Genomic DNA, 16,880 nt, shown 5'->3' with positions numbered 1-16,880 from the left:
CTGCCTCCCCCGTAAGCCAAGGCTCCCGGCACCGCCGGGGCGGTCGACGGCACTCCCTCCACACGCCTAGTGTACACGCCGCCGTGAGCGTCATAGACCTATAGAGGCATGGCGTTATAGCGTCAGAAGGTTGGGGCAAGCTCGGTCGCGTAACCTGATCGGCACCAGGAATGCCGGCGACACGGTCGCAGGACCGCGGCAAGGGGACGCATGGGCAGGGCGATCAAGACGGACGCGCCACCGGGGGGAAGGCTGGTGTCGATCGTGCGGGCGGCATCGGCCGGTTCTGGCGAGGGCAGATCACGCAGTTCGCCGCCGCCTTCGCCGGCTATCTGCTGCTCGGCCTCGTCTGCATCTGGGTCTCGGCGCCCCCCGGGAAACTGAGCGGTATCTGGCTGCCGATCGGGTTCGTGGCGATCCTGCTCGCCCGGCGCTGCTTCAAGCTGTGGCCCGCCATCCTCCTGGCCGTGTCGGCGGCGAGCCTCGCGCTCGATATCGTTCTTAACGGTCCTTTCGGCGCGTCCGCGCTGTTCGCGGTGTCCAATACGGCCGGCGCTGTGGTCGGCGGCGGGCTCCTGAAGGCGTTCTCCACCCGGCGCGGCGAAACCGCTACGTTCTTCTCGCACATCATCCGCTCACTGCCGGGGGCGCTCGCGGCGCCGGCGGCCGGCTCGTCCTGCGCCGTCGTCTTCAGCTATGCGGCGAACGGCGGTGCAATTCCCTTAGCCAAGTTCTACTCCGTCTGGGGCCATTGGTATCTCGGCGATCTGATCGGCTTCGCCACCATGCTGCCGTTGGCGTTCGCCTACGCCCATGCCGGCAAGCTGGACCAGGCGTTTCCGCGGGGACGGCGCGTCACGATCCTCACCGTGGGATGCGTGATGGCGCTGACGACACTGCTGGCGCTGCAACACCTCCCGACCCCCTTCGTCGTCGTCACGCTCGTCCTGCTCGTCTCGATCGTCGCGGTGCCGCTGCTGCCGGCGATGATCTTCCTCGTCCTCGACACGATCCTCGTGGCATGGCTGTTCACGCACACTGCGATGGCGATTCCGATCGCGGCCGCAGCGGGCGAGAACATGGTCTACCTCGCCACCGCCCTCACCCTGCTGCCGCCGCTCGTCGGCACCATCCTGATCGAGCGCGCCCGCGACGAACACGAACGTCTCCGCCGCAGCGAGCAGCGCCTGCGGACGATCTTCGACCACTCGCCGATCGCCGGCCTGATCCTGGCGAGCGACGGGCAAATCGTCGAGGCGAATGCCAAGGCCTGCGAATTGTTCGGCTACGGCGAGGCGGAGATCCGGTCCCTCCCGCCGCTCAGTCTGACTTTGGCATGCGATCACGACGTGGTTCGCGACGATCTCAAGAACCTGCTGGGTAAATCGGTCAACCATCTGCGCAGAGGCCAGCGCTTCGTCCGTAAGGACCGCACCATCGGCTGGGGCGATGCCTCCGCCACCCTCTTGCCGAGTGCGGGAGCGGGACCCGACCACGTCCTCGTCCAGGTCGTCGACGTCACGGAGCACAAGCGGATCTCCGACGAGCGCGAGACGCTGTTCCGCCGCCTCGATCTCGCGACGCGCGTCGGCGGTATCAGCGTTTGGGAATGGGATGCCGCGACCGGGGTTCTGCTCCGGGATGCCCGCATGCTGGACGTGCTCGGGCGCGCCATGTCCGACAAGCCAGAACCCGGCGGCGACTGGCTCGACATCGTGCACCCGGAAGACCAGGCGATGGCCAGCGCCTATGTCGAGAAGGCGAAGCGGGAACCGGGCGAAACCACCTGCGAATACCGCATCGTCCGACCCGACGGCGAGGTCCGGTATCTACGCAACGCCTGCCGCACGATCGCCGGTCCGGACGGCAAGCCGGCCAAGTGTATCGGCGTGACCTGGGACACCACCAGCGACCATCGGGCCGCGGAGGAGCGCGATCAGCTCCTGAGGCGCCTCGACATCGCGACCGCGGCGGCCGATCTCGGCATCTGGGACTGGGACCTCGTCACGCGCGAGCAGATCTGGGACGAGCGGCTATACCGCCACTTCGCGGAATCGCCCACCTGCGGCAAGTCTCCGATCGAGATCGCCCGGCAGCGCATTCACAACGAAGACTTCGCCGCCGTCATCAAAGCCTTCGACGACATGAAGGACGGCAACGACACGCTCCAACTCGAATACCGCATCGTCACCGGGACGGGAGAGATCCGGTACCTGCGCGATGTGGCGGCGGTGATCCGGAACGGCGACGGCCATCCCGTGCGCCTCGTCGGCGTGACCTGGGACGTGACCGATTCGAACCGCCTCGCCGAAGCGCTGCGCACCGAAAGCCATCGCCTCCAGGTCACGCTGACGTCGATCGCCGACGGCGTCATCACCACCGACCGGATCGGCCGCATCACCTTCCTCAACCCGGCCGCGGCGGCGCTCACCGGTTGGTCTCAGGTGCAGGCCGCGGGCCGCCAGATCTCGGACGTCTTCGCGCCGGTCTCGCGGCTCAGCGGTGCTTCCATCCCGGACCTGATCGGGCGCTGTCTGCTCGCCCGCGCCGTGGTCGAGATGCAGGACGACGCAACCCTCGAGGCCCACGACGGAACGCTCCGCGAGATCGCGGCGACCGCCGCGCCGCTCGCGGCGGACGATCAGGTCCTCGGCGCGGTGCTCGTGTTCCAGGACGTGACGAGCGAACGGACGATGCGGCGGGAGCTCGCCTTCGCGGCGAGCCACGATCCGCTGACCGGCCTCCTCAACCGAACGGAATTCGAGGCCCGCCTGACGGCCGCCATCGCCGCGGCGCGTCAGGCCGGTGCGACCCACAGCCTCCTCTTCATCGACCTCGACCGATTCAAGCTCGTCAACGACACCGCCGGCCATGCCGTCGGCGACATGCTGCTGCGCGAGATCGGGCCGCTTTTGACGAGCGCCGTGCGCAGCGGGGACCACGTCGCCCGCATCGGCGGCGACGAGTTCGCCGTCATCCTGATGAACGCCGATCTCGTCGAGGCACGCCAGATCGCCGAGCGCATCATCACCGCGATCGACGCGCTGCGCTTCTCCTGGCACGGCCGGCATCACCGGGTCGGCGCCTCGGTCGGCTACGGGGCGGTCGGGCCGTTCTCGGAATCCGCCGCGGCCCTGCTCACCCAAGTGGACGTCGCCTGCTACGCCGCCAAGAATTCCGGTCGCAACCGCGCCGTGCTCTACGAGCCCGACCAGGGCGACGCGGTCGCCCGCTTCCGCGAGATCCAACTCGCCGCCAACCTGCGCGAGGCGGTTCAGAACGACCGCTTCGTCCTCTATGCGCAGCCGATCCGCCCCTGCAACGGCGGCGGCGAGGAGGCGTGCGAAATCCTTCTGCGCATGCTCGACCCCGACGGCAACCTGATCCTCCCCGACCTCTTCATCCCTGCGGCCGAACGCTTCGACCTGATGCACGACATCGACCGCTGGGTGATGCGGGAGGCGCTGGAGCGCCGCGGCGCGGAGCTCGCCGCCTGGGACGACATGAGCTTCCATCTCAACTTCTCGGGCAATTCGCTCGGTGCGCCCGGCTTCGCCGACTATCTCCTCGGTCTCGTCGCCCGCACGCCGATCCCGGCCCACCGGCTGACCTTCGAGATCACGGAGACGGCGGTGATCGCCCATGTCGGCGTGGCCGCCCGGCTGATGACGATGCTGCGCGCGGCGGGCGCCAAGGTGGCGCTCGACGATTTCGGCATCGGCCTCTCCTCGTTCAATTATCTGCGCACCTTCCCCGCGGACCTGGTGAAGATCGACGGCAGCTTCGTCCGCAACGTGCGCCAGAACGCCGTCGATGCGGCGATCGTCCGTTCCCTCAACCAGATCGCCCACGAACTCGGGGCGAAGACGGTCGCGGAATTCGTGGAGGACGAGGAGACGCTCGCCTGCGTCCGCCAGATCGGCATCGATTTCGCCCAAGGCTACGCGATCGGCCGCCCCGAATCGCTCGACGCCCTGCTCTCCGCGCTGCCGGACAACGGCTCCTGGCCGAGCCTTTCGGACGAACAGCCCTCGGATGCGGCATGAGGCCCGGGCATGGCCGTCGCTCTGCCCCTCCTTTTGCCGTCGAAGCCGGCTGCGGACACGCGCGGCGCTTGCAGATTGGCCGAATGCCGCTAGAACGGCCTCGGATTGATTCAGCGGAGGTCATCCTGTGCTCCACCGCCTCCTCGCGGTGCGCCGTTTCGCGCCACTTTTCTGGTGTCAGTTCCTCAGCTCGCTGAATGACAATTTCATCAAGACCCTGACCATCATGCTGGTCCTGTTCGGGACCGGCGGGCCGAATGCCGGCGTCCTCGTCACGCTGGCGAGCGCGACCTTCGTGGCGCCGTTCTTCCTGTTCTCCGCGCTCGGCGGCCAACTCGCCGACCGCTACGACAAGGCGCTCGTCACGCGGCGGCTGAAGCTCGCCGAGATCGCCGCCTCGGTGTTCGGGGCCGCCGGCTTCATCCTCTCGTCGGTGCCGTGCCTGTTCGCGGCGATCTTCCTGTTCGGCCTCCTCGGCGCGCTGTTCGGGCCGGCGAAGTACGGCATGCTGCCGGATCACCTGAAGGCCGAGGAACTGCCCGCCGGCAACGCCCTCGTCGAGGGCGGCACGTTCATCTCGATCCTGCTCGGCACCATCATCGCCGGCGTGATGTACGGCGTCCCCCACGACGAATGGATCGTGGCCGGGTTGATGATGGTCGTCTCGGTCGGCTGCTGGCTCACCGCGCGGATGATCCCGCCGACCGGCGAGGCGGCGCCCACGATCCCGATCGAGGCGAACGTGTTCCGCTCGACCTGGGAGCTCGTGCGGGCGCTCGCCGGCGAAGGCCGCCTGCTCTGGGGCGGCATGGTCGCGAGCTGGTTCTGGCTCGTCGGCTCGGTGATCCTGTCGCTCATGCCGACACTGGTGAAGGACACCCTCGGCGGAACCCAGGACGTCGTGACGATCCTGCTGACGATCTTCTCGGTCGCCATCGCGTTCGGCGCGGCCGCTGCCGCCTGGCTGTCGGGCGGGCGGATCGTGCTCATCCCGACCCTGATCTCGAGCTTCTTCCTGGCGGTGTTCGCGGCCGACGTCGGCCTCGCCACCTACGGCCTGACGGCCACCGCGGCGACCAACGAGCCGGCGGCGTTCTTCACCGGCACGGGCCTGCGCATCACCATCGACCTCGCCTTCTGCGCCTTCTTCTCCGGCATGTTCATCGTGCCGGTGATCGCCGCCCTGCAGAGCTGGGCGGGACCGGAGCGGCGCTCCCGCGTGATCGCGGCGGCGAACGTCCTCAACGCGCTGTTCATGGTCGCCGCCGGGATCGTCGTCGCGGTGCTACAGGCGGCCGGCATGAGCGTGCCGGCGCTGATGATCCTGCTCGGCGTGACGAGCCTCGCCGCGACAGTGGTGATCTACCGCACCATGCCGATCCCGCCGTTCGCCGATTTCCTGTCGATGCTGTTCCGCGTGTTCTACCGGCTGGAGGTGGAGGGTCTCGAGCACATCGCGACCGCCCCGCCGGGCACCGTGATCGCCATCAACCACGTGAGCTTCCTCGATGCCGGGCTGATCCTCTGCCTGCTGGAGAAGAAGCCGGTCTTCGCGATCGACCAGGCGGTCGCCAAGCGCTGGTGGGTGAAGCCGTTCCTGCACCTCGCCCGGGCGGTGCCGCTCGATCCCGCGAAGCCGCTCGCGGCGCGCACGCTGATACAGGCTCTGAAGGCGGGCGAGCGCGTGGTGATCTTCCCCGAAGGCCGGATCACGGTCACCGGCGGCCTGATGAAGATCTACGACGGCGCCGCGATGATCGCCGACAAGGCCGACGCGCCGATCGTGCCGGTGCGCATCGACGGCCTCGAGGCGACGCCGTTCTCCCGCCTCTCAACCCATCAGGTGCGCCGCCGGCTGTTTCCGCGGGTCCGCGTCGCCGCGCTGCCGCCGTGCCGGCTCGCCGTCGATCCCGCGCTCAAGGGCCGGCCGCGCCGCCGCGCCGCCGGCGCCGCGCTCTACGAGGTGATGTCGGATCTCGTGTTCCGCACCGCCGTCGGCAACCGGACCATCGTCGAGTCCGTCATCGCCGCCGCGTCCGAGCACGGGCGCAAGCGCATCGCCATCGAGGACCCGGTGTCGGGCACGCTGAGCTACGGCAGGCTCCTCGCCGGGACGGCCGTGCTCGCCCGCGAACTTCAGCCGTTCGGCGCGCCGGGCAAGGCGATCGGGGTGATGCTGCCGAACGCCAACGCGGTCGCCGTCACGGTGCTCGCGACCCTGTCGGCCGGCTTGGTGCCGGCGATGATCAACTTCACCGCAGGCGCGGCGAACGTCGTCGCCGCCTGCCGCGCGGCCGCCCTCGACACGGTGCTGACCTCCCGTGCCTTCATCGAGAAGGCCCAGCTCGGCGACCTCGCGGCGGCCCTCGAAGGCGTCGTCCGCCTCGTCTATCTCGAGGACATCCGCGCCCGCATCAGCCCGTTCGCCAAGCTGCGCGGGGCGCTCCGGGCGGGCAAGCCCCTCGTCAAGCGCGACGTCGACGACGCCGCGGCGATCCTCTTCACCTCCGGCTCGGAGGGGCGGCCGAAGGGCGTCGTCCTCTCCCACGCCAACATCCTGGCGAACGTCGCCCAGGCCCAGGCGCGGATCGATTTCGGCCGCGGCGACAAGCTCTTCAACGTGCTGCCGCCGTTCCACGCCTTCGGCCTGTCGATCGGCATCCTCCTGCCGCTCGTCACCGGCGTGCGGACCTATCTCTACCCCTCGCCGCTGCATTACCGGATCATTCCGGAGCTCATCTACGCGACGAACGCCACCGTCCTGTTCGGCACCGACACCTTCCTCGCCGGCTACGCCCGCGCCGCCGACGCCTACGACCTGCGGTCGCTCCGGCTGGTGCTGGCCGGCGCCGAGCGGGTCAAGGACGCGACGCGGCAGGTCTATCAGGAGCGGTTCGGCATCCGCATCCTGGAAGGCTACGGCGTGACCGAGGCGGCGCCGGCGATCGCCTTCAACACCCCGATGTTCAACCGCTTCGGCACCGTCGGCCGGCTGATGCCGGGCGTCGAGGCGCGGCTCGAGCCGGTCGAGGGGCTCGGCGAGGGCGGCCGCCTGCACGTGCGCGGGCCGAACGTGATGCTGGGCTATCTGAAGAGCGAGCGGCCCGGCATCATCGAGCCGCCCCACGAGGGCTGGCACGACACCGGCGACATCGTGACGATCGATGGCGACGGCTTCGTGCGCATCCACGGCCGCGCCAAGCGCTTCGCCAAGATCGCCGGCGAGATGGTCTCCCTCGCCGCCGTCGAAGCGCTCGCCGCGGACATCTGGCCGGAGGCGCTGTCCGCCGCGGTGACCCTGCCCGATCCGCGCAAGGGCGAGCGGATCGTGCTCGCGACCACCGAGGCCGGGGCGTCCCGCAGCGCCTTCCACGCCGCCGCCCGCGAGCGCGGCGCGACGGAACTGACCCTCCCCGCCGACATCATCGTCGTCGCCGAGGTGCCGCTGCTCGGGTCCGGCAAGGTCGATTACCAAGGCCTGCACCGTCTCGTGCAAGCCCCCGGTCCCGGCGCCGCCCAAGCCGCCGGCTAGGGCGGCAAAACTGAGGAGCCGCCGCTGAGGCGGTGGGACCGGGAAGTCCGCCGGCCGAGGCGGCGCGGCCGCGTCAGGCGGCCGTGTCGGGGCAAGCCGGAAGGCTCTCCGTCGCGGGCGCCGGCCGGCCGGCCCGCCTGAGGGCGAAGAATCCGGCAACCGCCGCCACGGCCGTAATCGCCGCCAGCACGTGGAGGGTCGCGCTGAAGGCGTTGCCGTAGACGAGGGCGAGGACGCTCTTCGGCAGCGTCGGGATGATCGCCGCCGCCCGCGCGAGAGAGCCGTTGGCGAGTTCGTTGGCGAGCCCGGGGAGGCGCCCGTCCCCGGCGGCGACCGCCTTTTCGAGCCCGGCCTGGATGAGGCCGACCAGCACCGCGCCGATGATGGCGAGCGCGATCGCCTCGCCGGCGACGCGCATGGTGCCGAAGATGCCGGTCGCCATGCCAGCGCGCTCGCGCGGCACCACGCCGATCGCGAGGTCGTCCATCAGCCCCCACGGAACGCCGGCGCCGATGCCGATCAGAAGCATCGGCAGGGCGAGATCGAGGGCCGGCGCCCCGGGCGGCGCGTTGGCGAGCCAGACGAGGCCGGCGGCCGAGCCGAGGAGCCCGATCGACGACAGCGTTCCCGCCGCGACCCAGCGCGTCAGGAGCCCGGCGAGAAACGGCACGATCGCCACGGGCGCGCAGAGCGGCATCATCATCAGCCCCGCGCTGACCGGGCTCATGCCCTCGATCCCGATGAAGCGGATCGGCAGGAAGATCACCGGCACCACGAACGAATAGGCGACGGCGACCGGCAGCGCCTGGACGCCGACGAAGCGGGGATAGCGGAACAGGCTGAGATCGAGCATCGGACGGGCCTGCGACCGCTCGACCTTGAGGAAGGTGACGAAGGCGATGACCGCCGCGGCGAGAAGGCCGACGACGAGAGGATCATACCAGCCGCGCTGCGGCCCTTCGACGATGCCGAAATTGAGGAAGAGCAGCATCAGCGCGAAGCTCGCCGTGCCCTGGACGTCGAGCCGGGCCGCGCCGGGATCGCGGCTCTCGTGAAGGCGCGGAATGCCGAAGACGAGCACGAAGGCGGCGACGACGACGCCGGTCCAGAACATCGCCGGCCAGCCGAACAGGCCAATGAGAAAGCCCGACCAGATCGGCCCGAACGCGAGGCCGATCCCGAAGCTCGTGCCGAGCAGGCTGAGCGCACGGGTCCGCGCCGCACCGTCGAACTCGTGGGCGAGCGCGGCGACGCCGCCCGACATGCAGAGCGCCGCGGACAGGCCCTGAGCCCCACGCAGAATGTCGAGCACGAAGATATTCGGCGCGAAGCCGAGCGCGAGCGAGGTGATCGCGAAGGCGATCGTGCCGATCCGGAACATGCGCTTGCGGCCGTAGCGGTCGGCGAGGGTGCCGCCGGCCATGAACGATGCCCCGAAGGCGAGGATGAAGGCGTTCATCACCCAACCGAGGGCGACGACGTCGCCGCCGAGATCGCGGCCGATGACCGGGAGCGCGACGCTCGGCCCGGTGAAGGAGAGTGGCATCATCACCGCGACGGAGCAGACGGCGGCGACGACGAGCGGACTGCCCGTCGGCGCGCGGGAGGGCGCGTGCGTCATAAAAGGTCCCATCGTGTTCGGGGCTCCGCATCGGGCGCGAGCCCGCCGGACGCCATGCGGTGACCCCGCCGGGGAAGGACGCGGGGCACGGGCGAGCGCTCGAGAAGGCAGGGTCTCGGCGGGTCTCTCGGGGGCCGCCGGGACTGTTGCGATGATTCTGTATCGATCGACACATAATTAGCGACGCTTGCCCGCCGCCGTCAATCGCCTTATTTATCGATCACTATAGAAATAGGACGGGCGCTCGGGACGATGGGTCCCGACGGCATGGGAACGACGATGGGTGAACGCGGCCGCCCCCGCGGTTTCGACCGGACGGAAGCCTTGAAGCGGGCCATGGAGGTGTTCCGCGCCCACGGCTACGAGGGCAGTTCGATCGCGGATCTGACCGCCGCCATGGGCATCGCCTCGCCCAGCCTCTACGCCGCCTTCGGCTCCAAGCAGCAGCTCTTCCGCGAGGCCGTCGATCTGTTCGGCACGCTCGGCCCCCAGACCAAGGCGGCGCTGACGGCGGCGAGCGCCCGCGACGCGATCGCCGGCATGCTCGATGCGGCCGCGAACGGCCTGGCCGCCAAGGATGGGCAGGGCGGCGGCTGCCTCGTGGTGCTGGGGGCCGTCGTCTGCGCGCCGGAGAACGAGCCGGTCAGCCGTTATGTCTCCGAGCAGCGGATCGAAATGTGCGAGCTGATCCGCCGGCGCATCGAGCGGGCGGTCGCCGACGGGGAATTGCCGGCGACCCTCGACGTCGGCCCGGTCTCGGCCTTCTACGCCACCGTCACCCAGGGGCTCTCGATCCAGGCGCGCGACGGGGCCAGTGCCGAAACCCTGCGCGGCGTCGCCGCCTGCGCCATGGCGGCGTGGCCCACCCTCACCGCGGGTTGATCAGCGCCGGCCGATGTTGAGGAGGCGGATGATGATCCAGACCGGGATCACCACGACCGCGCCGAGCAGGATGTAGCGGCCGAATTCCTCGACCGCCCCGAAGCCCATCGCCGCGATGCGGTGAATGAGGCCCACGATCCAGTGCACGATGTTGCGCGGATCGATGTTGAGGGCGGAGAGGATCATCCCGACGACGATGCACAGGACCAGAAGCTGGAGCGCAACGCGCCCCGGCGAGCCGCCCAGAAAGCGCTCCATCCCGCCGTTCGCCATCGCCCTGCCTCCGACCTCGTTGATCTCGCGCGACATATAAGGCCGGCGGGCTCAGCGCGCGAGCATCCTTTCGAGCACCGCGATCTCGTCGGCGTCGGCGGGCGTCTTGTCCCAGCGGATGCGGGCGATGCGGGGAAAGCGCATGGCGAGCCCCGCTTTGTGGCGGGTCGAGCGGTTGAGCCCCTCGAAGGCGACTTCGAGCACCAGCCCCTCCTCCCGCGTATGCGCGACCTCGCGGACCGGCCCGAAGCGGTTGATGGTGTGGCGGCGCACGAAGCGGTCGAGTTCGACGAGTTCCTCGTCGGTGAAGCCGAAATAAGCCTTGCCGACGGGCACGAGTTCGCCCGCCTTCCAGACCCCGAAGGTGAAGTCCGAATAGAACGACGAGCGCCTGCCGTGGCCGCGCTGGGCGTACATCAGCACCGCATCGACATTGAACGGGTCGCGCTTCCACTTGAACCAGAGGCCCTTCGGCCGGCCGGGCACGTAGGGGCTCGCCGCGCGCTTCAGCATGATGCCTTCGACGGCGGCCGCATCGTGCCCCGCCCCGGCCGAGGCCGGATTGGCGCGGGCCGCGGCGAGCGAGGGCCAATCGGCGAACGGCACCATCGGCGACAGGTCGATCATCGCGTGGTCGCCGAGGCCGGCGACGAAGGCCTCGAGCCGTCGGCGGCGCTCCTCGAAGGGCTCGGCGCGCAGGTCGTCGCCGCCGAGGGCGAGGAGGTCGTAGGCGCGGATGCGCGGCGGAAAGTCCCGCAGCATCTTCGCCGTCACGGTCTTGCGGTTGAGCCGCTGCTGCAAGACGGAAAACGGCTCGACGCGACCGTCGCGGACGATCAGCAGTTCGCCGTCGACCGCGGCTTCGAAATCGAGGGCGTCGAGCACGTCCGGAAAGGCGGCGCTGAGATCCTCGCCCGAACGGGAGAACAGCCGGGCGGCGCGCCGGCCGTGGGTGGTGCCGGCGACCGCCTGGACGCGGATGCCGTCCCATTTCCATTCGGCGCGGAAATCCGCCGGATCGAGCGCGCCGAAATCCGCCTCGTCGAGAGCATGGGCCAGCATCGGCGGGCGGAACGGCGCCGCGTCCGCCGCCTCCGGCCGCGGCCCGCGCCCCTCGACCCAGGCGAACACGTCGAGGAACGGCGGCGACAGGCCGTGCCAGACCTCCTCGACCGCGTCGGGATCGAGATCGCCGAGCCGGGCGAGCGCCGTCTTGGCGAGCCGCGCCGAGACGCCGACCCGGAGTGCCCCGGTAATGAGTTTCAGGAACGCCCAGCGCCCGGTCTCGTCGAGCCCGTCGAGAACGCCGGCGAGGAAGGCCGGGAGGTCGGCCTTGCCGGTCGTCTCGAGGCCGGCGACGACGGCGGCGAGCGACGGGCCCTCCCCCGCCGCCACCGCGCCGCGCGTGGGCCACAGGAGCGCGACGGTCTCGGAGAGATCGCCGACGAAATCGTAGGACAGCGCGAACAGAACCGGGTCGGTGCGCTCGGCGATCAGGGCGCGGATCAAACCGGGCTTGGCGTGGGGGAAGCGCAGGGTGTCGGTCAGCGCCGCGAGGGCGAAGCCGCGGTCTGGGTCCGGCGCATCGCGGAAATAGGCCTCGATCAGCTTGAGCTTGCCGTTGCGGCGCGGCTCGAAGGCGAGACTGTCGAGAAGGTGGGCGAAGCGGTTCATGACGCCGCGCCCGCCTCGGGCGAACCGTCCACCCCGCCGTCCGTTGCCGCCTCCGCCGAAGCCGCGCCGGGGCCGGCGGGCGGCGGCTCGGCCTCGCCTTCGTCGCCGTAGCCGACGAGGCGCAGGGGCTTCGCCGCGATGCCGCGGGTGCCGCACCAATGGACGAGGGCGTCCTCCTCGCCGTGGGTCACCCACACCTCCGCCGCCGCGGTCTCGACGATGGTGGTGCAGAGGTCTTCCCAATCGGCGTGGTCGGACACGACGAGGGGCAGTTCGACGCCGCGCTGGCGCGCATGGGCGCGCACCCGCATCCAGCCGCTCGCGAACGCGGTGACCGGATCGGCGAAGCGGCGCGACCACAGATCCCCGAGCGCCGACGGGGGCGCGATGACGATCTCGCCGGCGAGCGGCTCGCGCTTCGCCCCGACGGGGACGAGCGGCCCGAGGGACACGCCGGCCTCCTCGTAGAGCGCGCAGATCGCGACGAGGGCGCCGTGGAGATAAATCGGCCGCTCGTAGCCCGCGCGGCGCAGTTCCGCGATGAGCCGCTGCGCCTTGCCGAGCGCATAGGCGCCGACCAGATGGGTGCGGTCGGGGAACAGCGCGACCGAGCGCAGCAGGCGGCCGACCTCCGCCGCCGCCTCGGGATGGCGGAACACCGGCAACCCGAATGTCGCCTCCGTCACGAAGACGTCGCAGGGGATCGGCTCGAAGGGAAGGCAGGTCGGGTCGGTCTGCCGCTTGTAGTCGCCGGAGACGACATAGCGCCGCCCGGCGGCCTCGATCAGGATCTGGGCGGAGCCGAGCACGTGGCCGGCCGGCAGAAAGGTCACCGTCGCCTCGCCGATGCGGACCGGCTCGCCATAAGCGGCCACCTGGGTCGATCCGGCGAAGTTCGGGCCGAGCCGGGCTTCCATGATGGCGAGCGTCTCGGCGGTCGCCATCACCGCGCCGTGGCCGGGCCGCGCATGGTCGGAATGGCCGTGGGTGACGAGCGCGCGGGCGACCGGGCGCAGCGGATCGATCACCAATCCGGCCGCCGCGCAGGCGAGCCCGGCGGGGGTCGGCGCGAGGGCGTGGGCCGAAGCGGCGCCTGGGGACGATCGCGGCGGTGGTGAGGTCATGGCCTTGAAAGTAGGCCGCCTTTGTTGTTCTGCAACGGGCCGCCACCGTTGACGGACCGGCGGTTTCGCCGCCAAATTGCAGCGGGGCGACGATACCCGAGCCGAGGGCGGGCTCGGGTAAACGGGGCTGCGGATGAGAAGGCACCGACCGCGCGTGGTCGGGGACGGTGCGTTCGACTGGGGACTAGCGGAGACCGCGGGCGGAATGCCGTGGGGAGACGGCGTCGGATCGACCCCGCATGCGTCGGTGGGGCGGTCGGGCGTGCCGTCACGATCCCCGAGGCGTCCTCCCGGATCTCGGCGCGATCCGGGGGATGGATCATGACGACATGTGGTCGGCCGCTCGCGGCCGAAGGCTGGTTCGTATTCGGCGATAGCCACACCGAGCCGTTCCGCGTCGCCGCGGAGACGGGGCTTCTCACGCGGCCATGCGCCTGCCTCGCGGTGCGCGGGGCGACGGCGCTCGGGCTCGCCAATCCGGCGAGCGTGACCCAGGCCGCCGCGCACTACGACGCGGCGCTGCTGCCGGCGCGACCCGGCCTCGTGCCGGTGATGCAGCTCGGCGAGGTCGATTGCGGCTTCGTCATATGGTACCGCGCCGAGAAGAAGGGTGTGCCGGTCTCGACCCAGTTCGAGGCCTCGCTCGCCGGCTATTTCGGCTTCGTCGATCATCTCCTGAAGGCCGGCTACCCGACCCTCGTCGTCACCGGCGCCACCGTGCCGACCATCCGCGACGGGCAGAACTGGGGCGAGGTCGCGCACCTGCGCCGCGAGGTGACGACCTCGCTGATCGACCGCACCCGCCTCACCCTCGACTACAATGCCCGCCTCGCCGAAGGTGCGGCCGCGCGCGGCCTGCCCTTCATCGACATCGCCGCGGCGGTGCTGTGCCCGGAGGCGGGGGTGGTGCGCGACGAATATCGCCGCAAGGACCCGCTCAACCACCACCTCCACCGCCGCCGCGCCGCCGCGCTGTGGGCCGCCGAACTCAACGCCTTGGTCGCCGAAGACCGTGCGATCGAAGGCGCCCCCCTGATCCGCGTCGCCTGAAATTCCGCGGTTCCGCCTCGGAACGCCGGCCGATGTCGTTGCGCGGCCATGTTCGTTTCCTATCTCATCGGCGAGGTTATCCGCGTCCGGAATGGTCCGGCGCCGCCCGAGGGAACGATCCGCGATGACGCCGCAGGAAAAGCAATTGATCGACGGCCTGTTCGACCGGCTGTCTCAAAGCGCGTCCGGCCAGCGCGATCCGGAGGCCGAGCGCTATATCGCCGAGCGCATCGCGGCCCTCCCGGGCGCGGCCTATTATCTCGCCCAGACCGTCGTCGTGCAGGCGCAGACCCTGAAGACGGCCGAGACCCAGATCGAGCAACTGAAGCGCGACGCCGAGGCGGCGCGGAGCGCGCCGGCAACAGCGCCGGCCGCGTTCGGCCAGGGGGCTTTCGGGCAAGGGTCTTTCGGGCAAGGCTCGTTCGGAACCAATCCGGGGGCCGCCGGCGCCCTCGCGGCGGGAGCGCCCGGTCCGCGGGCCGTGCCGCCGCAGAGCGAGCCGGTCTACGACACGCCGCCGCGCTATCAGGGCACGCCCGGCGCGGCCTCGAGCGTCCCCTCGTTCGGCCGTCCGCCCTCGGCGGTCGGCGGCTTCCTCGCCAATGCCGGCCAGATCGCCCTCGGCGTCGCCGGCGGCGCCCTGATGGCCGATGCGGTGCGCTCGATGTTCGGTGGCGGTGGCGGCCTGTTCGGCGGCGGCGCCAACCCGACCGAGGTCGTGAACATCACCGAGACCGATTCGAACAACACCGATTCCAACAACGCCGCCGATCCGGCGGCCGCCTCGCCGTGGGGCGATTCCGGTCAAGGTGACGGGGGCGCGGCCGGCAACGATCCGGGCGCGGGCGTGCAGGACGCCGGCTATCAAGACGCCGGCAACCAGGGCGGGGGCTTCTTCGACAACTGGTTCGGCGGCGGAGGGCAGGATTCCGGTCAGGATCCCGGCCAGGATTCCGGTTTCGGCGGGGGCTTCGACGACGGCGGCGGGTTCGACGACGGCTCGAGCAACGCCTGACGCGAAAGGCCGGCGCCCCCCGCGCGCACCCGGCGATCCGGTCATTCCGGCCGGATCGCGCCGCTCAGGACGAGGCGGCGCACCGCCTTACGGGCGTCGCCGATGGCGGGGGCAGGAGGGGCGTCACCTGCGCCTGCGTCATCGCCGGCTTGATGCGGCGATCATAGAGCGTTGTCAGGATGAACCAGTCGAACAGGCCGAAGCCGTCGACGTCGGAACTGTCGTTGTAGATCGAGAACGGCAGGCTCGGGTCGTCGTTGACCGGACCGAGGCTCTGGGTGATCTCCTCGACCATGCAGGCGCGGAAGCGTGACGCCCCCTCGTTGACGACGACGAAGACGACCGCGTGGTCGAGCACGCCGGGCTTGTCGCCGCCGGTCAGGGCCGAGCAATCGTTGGTCTCGATGAACCGGGTGTCCGTCCCGGACGGCGCCATCTCGCGGATCACGGCGCGATAATTGCCGCGGTCCACGAGGTAGACCTGCATGTTGGAGCGGGCCGCGCGGGTCACGGTGGTGATCGTGAGGTTCGGCACCAGGCGGTCGAGCCGGCGCACGAAGGCCCGCACCTCGGCGCGACGGTCGACGAAGCGCGAGCGGCTCTCGACATAGACGCGGACGGGCCGGGTGAACTTGTGCACCAGGCGCGATTCGGCGTCGTGCCCGGTCGGTCCCTCGCCGCCGAACACCGTCTTGAGGAAGCCGTCGGCGATCTCCTCGGTCGTGAAGGCGTTCGCGACCCCCGCCGCCACCTCTTCGTTCGCCGCCCACGCCGGTGCGAGGGGCACGAGATTGGCGACGACGAGCGCCAGAAGGACGAGCCAGGACAGATGCGTCTCGCCGGTGCTCCGCCCTCCACTCATGCGCCCCACTCCGATGATGGCGATCATTGAGGCCGCATTCTGCCGCGAAGTCCACCCGCCCCCCAATGGGCACACGAGACTGATGACGTCGCGCCGAGAACAATATAAGAACATCGCGACACCACGGCTTCTCGGGAGGGGCGCATGGAACCGGCGACGGACGGGCTGATACGAACGGAAGACGGCGTCTGCCGCTGTGGGTGGTGCGGGGTGGACCCGCATTACCGGGCTTATCATGACGGCGAATGGGGCCGGCCGGTCGCCGACGACCGGCGGCTGTTCGAGAAGATCTGCCTCGAAGGCTTCCAGTCCGGCCTGTCCTGGCTCACCATCCTGCGCAAGCGCGAGAATTTCCGCGCCGCCTTCGCCGGGTTCGATGCGGCTGCCATGGCCGCGTTCGGCGAGGCGGACGTCGAGCGCCTGCTTGCCGATGCCGGCATCGTGCGCCACCGCGCCAAGATCGTCTCGGCGATCAACAATGCGCGGCGCTGCCTCGAGATCGTCGAGGAGGCGGGATCGCTCGCGGCGTTTCTGTGGCGCTATGAGGCACCCGCCGAGACCCGACCGAAGCGGCTCGACATCGCCACCGCCCGGACCCTCACCGAAAGCGTCGAATCCCGCGCCCTCGCCAAGGCGCTGCGTGCCCGCGGCTGGACCTTCGTCGGGCCGACGACCCTCTATGCCTTCATGCAATCGGTCGGGCTCGTGAACGACCATATCGAGGGCTGCCACGTCCGCGACGTATGCGAGGCGGAGCGGGCGCGCTTCGTCCGCCCGGTCTGACCGGGTATCACGCGCGCC

General features: G+C 70.3%; 11 protein-coding genes. 6 read left to right on the top strand and 5 right to left on the bottom strand.

Annotation, left to right across the window (positions count from 1 at the left end; all coding sequences use genetic code 11):
- The first annotated feature begins 170 nt into the window (after positions 1-170).
- Together F0357_RS11385 and F0357_RS11380 are read left to right on the top strand one after the other, a co-directional pair.
- Entirely contained in the window at positions 171-4,046 is a 3,876-nt protein-coding gene (locus F0357_RS11385) for an EAL domain-containing protein (protein ID WP_153481322.1), read from the top strand.
- A gap of 127 nt (positions 4,047-4,173) precedes the next feature.
- Positions 4,174-7,578, top strand: coding sequence for an acyl-[ACP]--phospholipid O-acyltransferase (locus F0357_RS11380; protein ID WP_312861549.1), 3,405 nt, complete (start codon positions 4,174-4,176; stop codon positions 7,576-7,578).
- A gap of 73 nt (positions 7,579-7,651) precedes the next feature.
- Here the strand turns inward: F0357_RS11380 and F0357_RS11375 are convergent, their stop codons facing one another.
- Positions 7,652-9,199 (bottom strand): MFS transporter, encoded by a 1,548-nt coding sequence (locus tag F0357_RS11375; protein WP_153481318.1) that lies wholly within the window; start codon positions 9,197-9,199, stop codon positions 7,652-7,654.
- Between the two features lie 279 nt (positions 9,200-9,478).
- Between F0357_RS11375 and F0357_RS11370 the strand changes: the two genes are divergently transcribed.
- A complete protein-coding gene (locus F0357_RS11370; RefSeq protein WP_153481315.1) occupies positions 9,479-10,081 on the top strand; it encodes a TetR/AcrR family transcriptional regulator in 603 nt (200 codons plus the stop codon).
- Here the strand turns inward: F0357_RS11370 and F0357_RS11365 are convergent, their stop codons facing one another.
- Genes F0357_RS11365 through F0357_RS11355 form a run of 3 tightly spaced genes read right to left on the bottom strand, consistent with a single transcriptional unit; the run spans position 10,082 to position 13,152 of the window.
- Complete coding sequence (locus tag F0357_RS11365) at positions 10,082-10,354, bottom strand: DUF6460 domain-containing protein (RefSeq protein ID WP_153481311.1); 273 nt, start codon at positions 10,352-10,354, stop codon at positions 10,082-10,084.
- A gap of 51 nt (positions 10,355-10,405) precedes the next feature.
- Positions 10,406-12,028 (bottom strand): cisplatin damage response ATP-dependent DNA ligase, encoded by a 1,623-nt coding sequence (locus tag F0357_RS11360; protein ID WP_153481307.1) that lies wholly within the window; start codon positions 12,026-12,028, stop codon positions 10,406-10,408.
- Positions 12,025-13,152 carry a ligase-associated DNA damage response exonuclease gene (locus F0357_RS11355; protein ID WP_153481303.1) on the bottom strand — a complete coding sequence of 376 codons (1,128 nt, stop codon included), beginning with the start codon at positions 13,150-13,152 and terminating at the stop codon, positions 12,025-12,027. The genes F0357_RS11360 and F0357_RS11355 overlap by 4 nt, the downstream gene beginning before the upstream one ends.
- A 321-nt stretch (positions 13,153-13,473) precedes the next feature.
- Here F0357_RS11355 and F0357_RS11350 point away from each other — a divergent pair, with 321 nt between their 5' ends.
- Together F0357_RS11350 and F0357_RS11345 are read left to right on the top strand one after the other, a co-directional pair.
- Entirely contained in the window at positions 13,474-14,202 is a 729-nt protein-coding gene (locus F0357_RS11350) for an SGNH/GDSL hydrolase family protein (protein WP_153481301.1), read from the top strand.
- A 124-nt stretch (positions 14,203-14,326) separates the two neighbouring features.
- On the top strand, positions 14,327-15,217 hold the full coding sequence (locus F0357_RS11345; protein WP_208948294.1) for a DUF2076 domain-containing protein: 891 nt from the start codon (positions 14,327-14,329) through the stop codon (positions 15,215-15,217).
- A 64-nt stretch (positions 15,218-15,281) separates the two neighbouring features.
- Here F0357_RS11345 and F0357_RS11340 read toward each other — a convergent pair whose 3' ends face one another.
- Complete coding sequence (locus F0357_RS11340) at positions 15,282-16,079, bottom strand: DUF2927 domain-containing protein (RefSeq protein ID WP_208948293.1); 798 nt, start codon at positions 16,077-16,079, stop codon at positions 15,282-15,284.
- A gap of 144 nt (positions 16,080-16,223) precedes the next feature.
- On the opposite strand from F0357_RS11340, the gene F0357_RS11335 reads away from it, so the two are divergent.
- The gene (locus F0357_RS11335) at positions 16,224-16,862 is read left to right on the top strand and encodes a DNA-3-methyladenine glycosylase I (RefSeq protein WP_153481294.1); all 639 of its coding nucleotides are present in this window, start codon (positions 16,224-16,226) and stop codon (positions 16,860-16,862) included.
- The last annotated feature ends 18 nt before the right edge of the window (positions 16,863-16,880 follow it).

This window comes from Segnochrobactrum spirostomi (assembly GCF_009600605.1).
In the GTDB taxonomy this organism is placed as follows: domain Bacteria; phylum Pseudomonadota; class Alphaproteobacteria; order Rhizobiales; family Segnochrobactraceae; genus Segnochrobactrum; species Segnochrobactrum spirostomi.
Note: the sequence above shows the minus strand (reverse complement) of the source record. Positions and strands in the feature narration are given on the sequence as shown.

Coding starts and splice junctions, on each gene's coding strand:
- F0357_RS11385 (WP_153481322.1), top strand. CDS start 171: ATGCCGGCGACACGGTCGCAGGACCGCGGCAAGGGGACGCATGGGCAG.
- F0357_RS11355 (WP_153481303.1), bottom strand. CDS start 13,152: ATGACCTCACCACCGCCGCGATCGTCCCCAGGCGCCGCTTCGGCCCAC.
- F0357_RS11335 (WP_153481294.1), top strand. CDS start 16,224: ATGGAACCGGCGACGGACGGGCTGATACGAACGGAAGACGGCGTCTGC.
- F0357_RS11345 (WP_208948294.1), top strand. CDS start 14,327: ATGACGCCGCAGGAAAAGCAATTGATCGACGGCCTGTTCGACCGGCTG.
- F0357_RS11350 (WP_153481301.1), top strand. CDS start 13,474: ATGACGACATGTGGTCGGCCGCTCGCGGCCGAAGGCTGGTTCGTATTC.
- F0357_RS11370 (WP_153481315.1), top strand. CDS start 9,479: ATGGGTGAACGCGGCCGCCCCCGCGGTTTCGACCGGACGGAAGCCTTG.
- F0357_RS11375 (WP_153481318.1), bottom strand. CDS start 9,199: ATGACGCACGCGCCCTCCCGCGCGCCGACGGGCAGTCCGCTCGTCGTC.
- F0357_RS11365 (WP_153481311.1), bottom strand. CDS start 10,354: ATGGCGAACGGCGGGATGGAGCGCTTTCTGGGCGGCTCGCCGGGGCGC.
- F0357_RS11360 (WP_153481307.1), bottom strand. CDS start 12,028: ATGAACCGCTTCGCCCACCTTCTCGACAGTCTCGCCTTCGAGCCGCGC.
- F0357_RS11340 (WP_208948293.1), bottom strand. CDS start 16,079: ATGAGTGGAGGGCGGAGCACCGGCGAGACGCATCTGTCCTGGCTCGTC.